General features: G+C 37.1%; 7 protein-coding genes. All 7 read left to right on the top strand.

Annotated elements, in window-relative coordinates; genetic code table 11:
* Nucleotides 1–646 precede the first annotated feature (646 nt).
* The 7 genes from F5ESL0263_RS08605 to mnmG all read left to right on the top strand — a co-directional run bounded on the left by F5ESL0263_RS08605 (nucleotide 647) and on the right by mnmG (nucleotide 6,200).
* Nucleotides 647–928, top strand: coding sequence for a hypothetical protein (locus F5ESL0263_RS08605; protein WP_122036396.1), 282 nt, complete (start codon nucleotides 647–649; stop codon nucleotides 926–928).
* Nucleotides 929–1,104: 176 nt separating this feature from the next.
* Nucleotides 1,105–1,239 carry a DUF3923 family protein gene (locus tag F5ESL0263_RS08795; RefSeq protein ID WP_122036394.1) on the top strand — a complete coding sequence of 45 codons (135 nt, stop codon included), beginning with the start codon at nucleotides 1,105–1,107 and terminating at the stop codon, nucleotides 1,237–1,239.
* Nucleotides 1,240–1,373: 134 nt separating this feature from the next.
* Complete coding sequence (rpmH, locus tag F5ESL0263_RS08595; protein ID WP_003549412.1) at nucleotides 1,374–1,514, top strand: 50S ribosomal protein L34; 141 nt, start codon at nucleotides 1,374–1,376, stop codon at nucleotides 1,512–1,514.
* Nucleotides 1,515–1,566: 52 nt separating this feature from the next.
* Nucleotides 1,567–1,935, top strand: coding sequence for a ribonuclease P protein component (rnpA, locus tag F5ESL0263_RS08590; protein WP_046308076.1), 369 nt, complete (start codon nucleotides 1,567–1,569; stop codon nucleotides 1,933–1,935).
* Between the two features lies 1 nt (nucleotide 1,936).
* A complete protein-coding gene (locus F5ESL0263_RS08585; protein WP_046308074.1) occupies nucleotides 1,937–2,803 on the top strand; it encodes a membrane protein insertase YidC in 867 nt (288 codons plus the stop codon).
* Nucleotides 2,804–2,910: 107 nt separating this feature from the next.
* Nucleotides 2,911–4,296 carry a tRNA uridine-5-carboxymethylaminomethyl(34) synthesis GTPase MnmE gene (mnmE, locus tag F5ESL0263_RS08580; RefSeq protein WP_122036393.1) on the top strand — a complete coding sequence of 462 codons (1,386 nt, stop codon included), beginning with the start codon at nucleotides 2,911–2,913 and terminating at the stop codon, nucleotides 4,294–4,296.
* A gap of 8 nt (nucleotides 4,297–4,304) precedes the next feature.
* Nucleotides 4,305–6,200, top strand: coding sequence for a tRNA uridine-5-carboxymethylaminomethyl(34) synthesis enzyme MnmG (gene mnmG, locus F5ESL0263_RS08575; RefSeq protein ID WP_122036391.1), 1,896 nt, complete (start codon nucleotides 4,305–4,307; stop codon nucleotides 6,198–6,200).
* The last annotated feature ends 47 nt before the right edge of the window (nucleotides 6,201–6,247 follow it).

Here is a 6,247-nt window from a genome sequence, read left to right as displayed (position 1 = left end):
AATAAGTCCCCCCGATAACGTTAAGCAAAACCTATTTTACCATCTAATAAAAATGTTTTCCACAAGTGAATAATAATAATCCAAAAGCCACAAGCTGTGGATTATTTTTTAATTGAAATACACAAATTTTAGATGATGGATGCAAAAATTTTAGTAATATACAACAAATTATGTGGATATTTTTTATTGTAGTAGCAGATAATCAAGCGATTTTAGTGGCGAAATATCCACATGCTGTGAATAAGTTTTTAAACAGGTTGGGTACTGTGCATAAAGCTGTGCAAAGTTCTGTGATTGTCTTTCTGTGGATAAAAAACACAGCAAAATTTTAAACAGGTAAAGTTCGTGTTATGAGAAAACTTTACCTCTGAGCAGTGAAACATTTTCACTTTTGTCATGACATATTATTTGTAGCAAAAAGTGCGTATAAAAAGAGCATCCCAAATGAGAGTGAATTGACTTAGGAATGCCACGAGATATAATTTTGGAATTTGGCTAATTAATCATTAATTAGGTTTCTTTGACTTAAATGCAATTATTGAGCGAGTGGTTTTAAGTGCGGAGCATTAAATATTTCTAGTCATTTTACCTTTGGATTGGTATGCTGTTTCTTAAGTAAGTCAATCTATATAAAAGGAGGATTTTTATGAACGATAAAGATTATTTAAAAATGGCATTACAAGATGATGGTAACTTGAAGATTATCCTAAAAGGATATGTAGAAACAGCTGATACTGAAAAAGTAGGAGTGGTCGGCGTAGTTTATATTACTGATGATCCTAAAAAAGCTGAGCAAAAGTATTATGAACTTAATGCTACTAATGCTGATGAAGCCTATTACATGGTATATAGTTGCCCATTGGATACTTTTCTACCGTCTCTTGGCCACTACCCATCACTTGAAATTTCAAAAGAAGATTTAGTGTAAATTTTCCTAAGGTAGGTTAGGTTTAGAACAACTAATAAAGGATAGAAGCAAATAATTTAAGTTTTTAGATGTTTTTACTATAATCATGGTATTCTAGTATTTGAATTTTGTAATTAGCACATATTGGAGTCTAGTTTATAGAAGAGATACCAGATTAAAGTTTAGGAAATGATTTAATCACGAAGCATCCATATCGTAATACCAATATTGTTCTTTCTATTCTTTTTATCTTGTTTGCGGCAATAATTTGGTTTCGAAAGACTGATGGATCAGGACTTGCTCAAACAACAAGCTTGCGTTGGGCAGCTTAAACTATGTAGCAAATTATCCCTAAATTGGTAATTTACGACATCTTTTTTAGTTTTTCCTTGGTTTTTTACTTTAATCATGGTATTCTAGATACTAAATTGTGCAGTTAGCATATTAAAAATGGAGGTGTAGTTTAATGACAACTAAAAGAACTTACCAACCTAAAAAGCGTCACCGTTCACGCGTTCATGGCTTTATGAAGCGTATGAGCACATCAAACGGCCGTAAGGTTTTGGCTAGACGCCGTGCAAAGGGTAGAAAAGTCTTATCTGCTTAAACCACTGAAATCCCAGTGGTTTTTTTAATATCAAAGAGTGGAATGAAGCGTTTTGAGAAAGTCTTATCGAGTTAAAACAGAAAATGATTTTCAACGAGTTTTTAAATCTGGTAATTCAGTAGCAAATCGGGCCTTTGTTATCTATAAAATAGAGAAGCCAGAAAATGCCCACTTTCGCGTAGGTATTTCTGTCGGTAAAAAGGTTGGTCATACCGCTGTGGTCCGGAATCGACTCAAGCGTTATATTCGCGCCGTGCTTACTGAAAACAAAGCAAGAATTGAACCGCAAATCGATTTTTTAGTGATTGCGCGCCCGTATGTCCGTGATTTTAGTATGACTGAAATTCGGAAGAACCTGCTTCATGCACTCATTTTGGCTAATATCATAGAAGAGATACCAGATAAAGTTGAGGAAGATTAGAGTGAAAGACATTTTAACTAAAAAGAATGTCAAGCGAATACTTATTGTGCTTACAGTAATGATGGTCGCTGTCGTCTTAACAGGCTGTGCGACAAGTAACAAGCCTGCACCTATTTCGCATACTAGCGGCAACTGGTGGAATCGTTGGGTTATTTACTACATGTCAACGTTTTTACTATGGCTTGCTAAGATTATTGGCAATAATTATGGTTGGGCAATTATTATCTTTACCATTATTGTACGTATAATTGTGTACCCACTAAGTGCTATTTCAATTAAGAGTACAACTAAGATGCAAGGTATTCAGCCAGAAATTGATGCATTGCGCAAAAAATATCCTGGTAACGATACTGAATCGAGAACTTTGCTTTCACAAGAAACCAACAAGCTTTATAAAGAAGCAGGAATTAATCCTTATGCTGGTTGCTTGCCACTACTAATTCAAATGCCGGTTATGCTTGCATTGTATGGTGCGATTGCGCAAACGCCACAATTGATGACTGGTCACTTTATGTGGATGGACTTAGGTAAACCGGATCAGTACTTTATTATGCCGATTTTATCGATGGTTCTAACTTTCTTGTCGACATATATCAGTCAATTATCAACTCCGAAGGAGTCACAAAACTTCTCGTCGAAGATTATGACTTATGGTATGGCAATTATGGTTGGTGTGATGGGAATCTACTTCCAATCAGCAATTGTTTTATACTGGGTAGTTTCTAACCTCTTCCAAGTAGTACAAACGTTTATTTTACAAAATCCAATTAAATATCGTCGTGAGCAGGAAGCAAAAGCTGAAGCTGAACGTGAGCGTAAGCGTAAACTGCGTAAGACATATAAACGGTTAAAGCGTAATAAAAAGTAAATATTCAATCTAAAGTGATTTAGATAAAGTAGTCAAAGTGCTTTATACATCATGGTTTATTCATGGTGCTATAATGCGCTTTTTTTATTGAAAAGGGGAAAAATATCATGGCGCAAACTTTAACAGAATTTGATACGATTGCAGCGATTTCAACTCCAATTGGTGAAGGTGGAATTTCGATTGTTAGAATGTCTGGTGAAGATGCAGTTAAAATTGCCAATCAAGTATTTAAGGGCGGCAATTTGACTAAGGCGGCAAGTCATACCATTCATTATGGGCACATCATTGATCCCGCAAATAAAGAAGTTATTGATGAAGTAATGGTTTCAGTTATGCTCGCACCTAAAACTTTTACACGTGAAAACATAGTTGAGATCAACTGTCATGGTGGTATTGTCGTTACCAATCGGATTTTGCAGTTACTATTAAAAACTGGTGCACGAATGGCTGATCCTGGTGAATTTACCAAGCGTGCATTTGTTAATGGGCGAATTGATTTAACCCAAGCTGAAAGTGTAATGGATGTTGTCAGAGCTAAGACAGACCGAGCACGCCAAGTTGCAGAAAAACAGCTTGAAGGTGGATTGTTAGAAAGAATCCAGGGGATGCGCCAAGAAATTTTAAACGTCTTAGCAAACGTTGAGGTTAACATTGATTACCCTGAATATGATGCCGATACCGTAACGGCTAAGCAAATGATTGCGACGTCAAAGACTGTCATATCAGAAATAGATGCCCTGCTTAAAACTGCTGCAGAAGGAACGGCGTTACGTAACGGATTAGCAACTGCAATTATTGGTCAGCCTAATGTTGGTAAGTCTTCTTTACTCAACTATCTTACTAAGAGCGATACAGCTATTGTAACGGATGTGGCGGGAACGACTCGTGATACTCTAGAAGAATATGTTTCAGTTGAAGGGGTACCGCTGAAATTAATCGATACAGCTGGTATTCGCGATACCGATAATAAAGTTGAAAAAATTGGTGTTGAACGTTCAAGAAAAGCACTAGCTAAGGCAGATTTGGTATTACTATTATTCGATTCAAGTAAGCCTCTAACTGCTGAAGATCATGCTTTGATTGATGCAACTAATGATAAGAAGCGAATTGTCCTTTTGAATAAAACCGATTTAGGTCAAAAGGTAACGGTAGAAGAAATTAAGCAATTGACTGGTAGTAAAGTAATTGCGATTTCAGTTCTACAGCAAAAGAATCTGGATCAATTGAAGCAAGCAATTAAAGAGCTCTTTTTCAATGGAATTGAAAATTCAAATGACCAAGTCTTGGTTACTAATCAGCGTCAGTCAGGATTACTGGAAAAAGCCAAAACGCAACTCAATGAAGTAATTAAGGCACTAGAAATTGATGTTCCAATTGATATTGCACAAATAGATTTTAATGGTGCTTGGGATACTTTAGGTGAAATTACTGGAGAGAGCAGCCCTGATGAGCTGGTAAACCAGTTATTTAGTCAATTTTGTTTAGGAAAATAGGTGTAAAAATGATTAAAAGCTATGATTCGAATGCTTACGATGTAATTGTTGTTGGTGCAGGTCATGCCGGCTGTGAAGCTGCATTGGCAAGCGCTAGAATGGGCCAAAAAACATTACTATTAACAATCAGCTTAGATATGGTGGCTTTTATGCCATGTAATCCATCTGTTGGTGGTCCTGCAAAAGGAACCGTTGTGCGTGAAATTGACGCACTTGGCGGCCAAATGGGTAAAAATATCGATGCTACTTATATTCAGATGAGAATGCTAAATACGGGTAAGGGGCCTGCAGTTCAGGCGTTACGTGCGCAAGCTGACAAGTGGCAATATCATGAACAAATGAAGCGTGTAATTGAAGAAACACCTAATTTAACTTTGCGTCAGGCAACAGTTGATGAGTTATTGGTTGAAGACGGTGTTTGCCAAGGGGTAGTAACAAATACTGGTGCTAGATATCATGCTAAAAGTGTGGTTCTAACAACCGGAACATCAGCACGTGGACGAATTTATATTGGTGAATTAAATTATTCTTCTGGCCCTAACAACACCATTCCAGCGATTAAATTATCTGAAAATTTGGAAAAATTGGGTTTCAAGTTACGCCGTTTTAAGACTGGTACTCCTCCTAGAGTAAATAGTAATACAATTGATTATTCTAAGACCGAAGAAGAGCCAGGAGATCAGGTTCCGCGTCATTTTTCATATGAAAGTAAGGATGAAGATTACCTCAAAGATCAGGTATCCTGCTGGATGACTTATACCAACCGACACACGCACAAAATTATTAATGATAATCTGACTCGCTCGCCAATGTTTACCGGTGAAATCAAGGGTGTGGGACCACGTTACTGTCCTTCGATTGAAACCAAAGTGGTTCGCTTTGCGGATAAGCCGCGTCATCAAATCTTTTTGGAGCCAGAGGGAAAAAACACCGAAGAAGTCTATGTTGGTGATTTTTCAACTTCAATGCCAGAAGAAGTTCAGCTTGAGATGTTACACACTGTAGCTGGACTTGAAGATGCTGAAATGATGCGCCCAGGCTATGCAATTGAATATGATGTAATTGACCCATGGCAACTGAAGCACACACTAGAAACTAAAAATATCAAGAATCTCTTTACAGCTGGACAAATGAACGGTACCTCTGGTTATGAAGAAGCAGCTGGTCAGGGACTTATTGCTGGAATCAATGCTGCTTTACGAGCATCTGACCAGCCTGGCTTTACCTTAGGCAGGGATGAAGCATATATTGGTGTTTTAATCGATGATTTAGTTACAAAAGGGACCGAGGAACCATACAGACTATTAACTTCCCGGGCTGAATATCGTTTGATTTTACGTCATGATAACGCTGATTTGCGCCTAACCGATTATGGTTTTCGACTAGGATTAATTTCTGAAGAACGATACTCCAAGTTTTTAGCTAAAAAAGAGCAGATTATTCAAGCAGAACATGCAGTTAAATCAATTACAGTTCATCCAAATGAAGAAGTACAAGATTATCTTGCAAGCATTGGGGAGGAAAAGCTAAAGGCTGGGGTTAAAGCAGATGTCTTTTTGCGTAGACCGCAAGTTAAGATTGACGACATTGAAAAATTGACCCATGAGCACATTTCCAATGAGCGCTATGTCAAAGAACAAATTGAAATTAACGTTAAATACGAAGGCTACATTAAAAAGGAACAGCAACAAATTAATCGATTACACCGGCAAGAAGCTAAGAAAATTCCTGTTGATATTGATTATCAGGCAATCGAAGGTTTAGCAACTGAAGCACGAGAAAAGTTTGAGAAAATTAGACCAGAGACTCTCGCACAAGCTGAGCGAATTTCAGGTGTCAATCCAGCTGACCTTGCCATTTTAAGCGTTTACGTGCAAAATGGTCGCTATTCAAAAATTAAATAGTAATTTTTGTAAAAAAATTCAAGAAACAAAAATATTTTTTCGAAAGA

This window comes from Lactobacillus sp. ESL0263, from assembly GCF_003692845.1.
Classification (GTDB): Bacteria; Bacillota; Bacilli; order Lactobacillales; family Lactobacillaceae; genus Lactobacillus; species Lactobacillus apis.
Note: the sequence above shows the minus strand (reverse complement) of the source record. Positions and strands in the feature narration are given on the sequence as shown.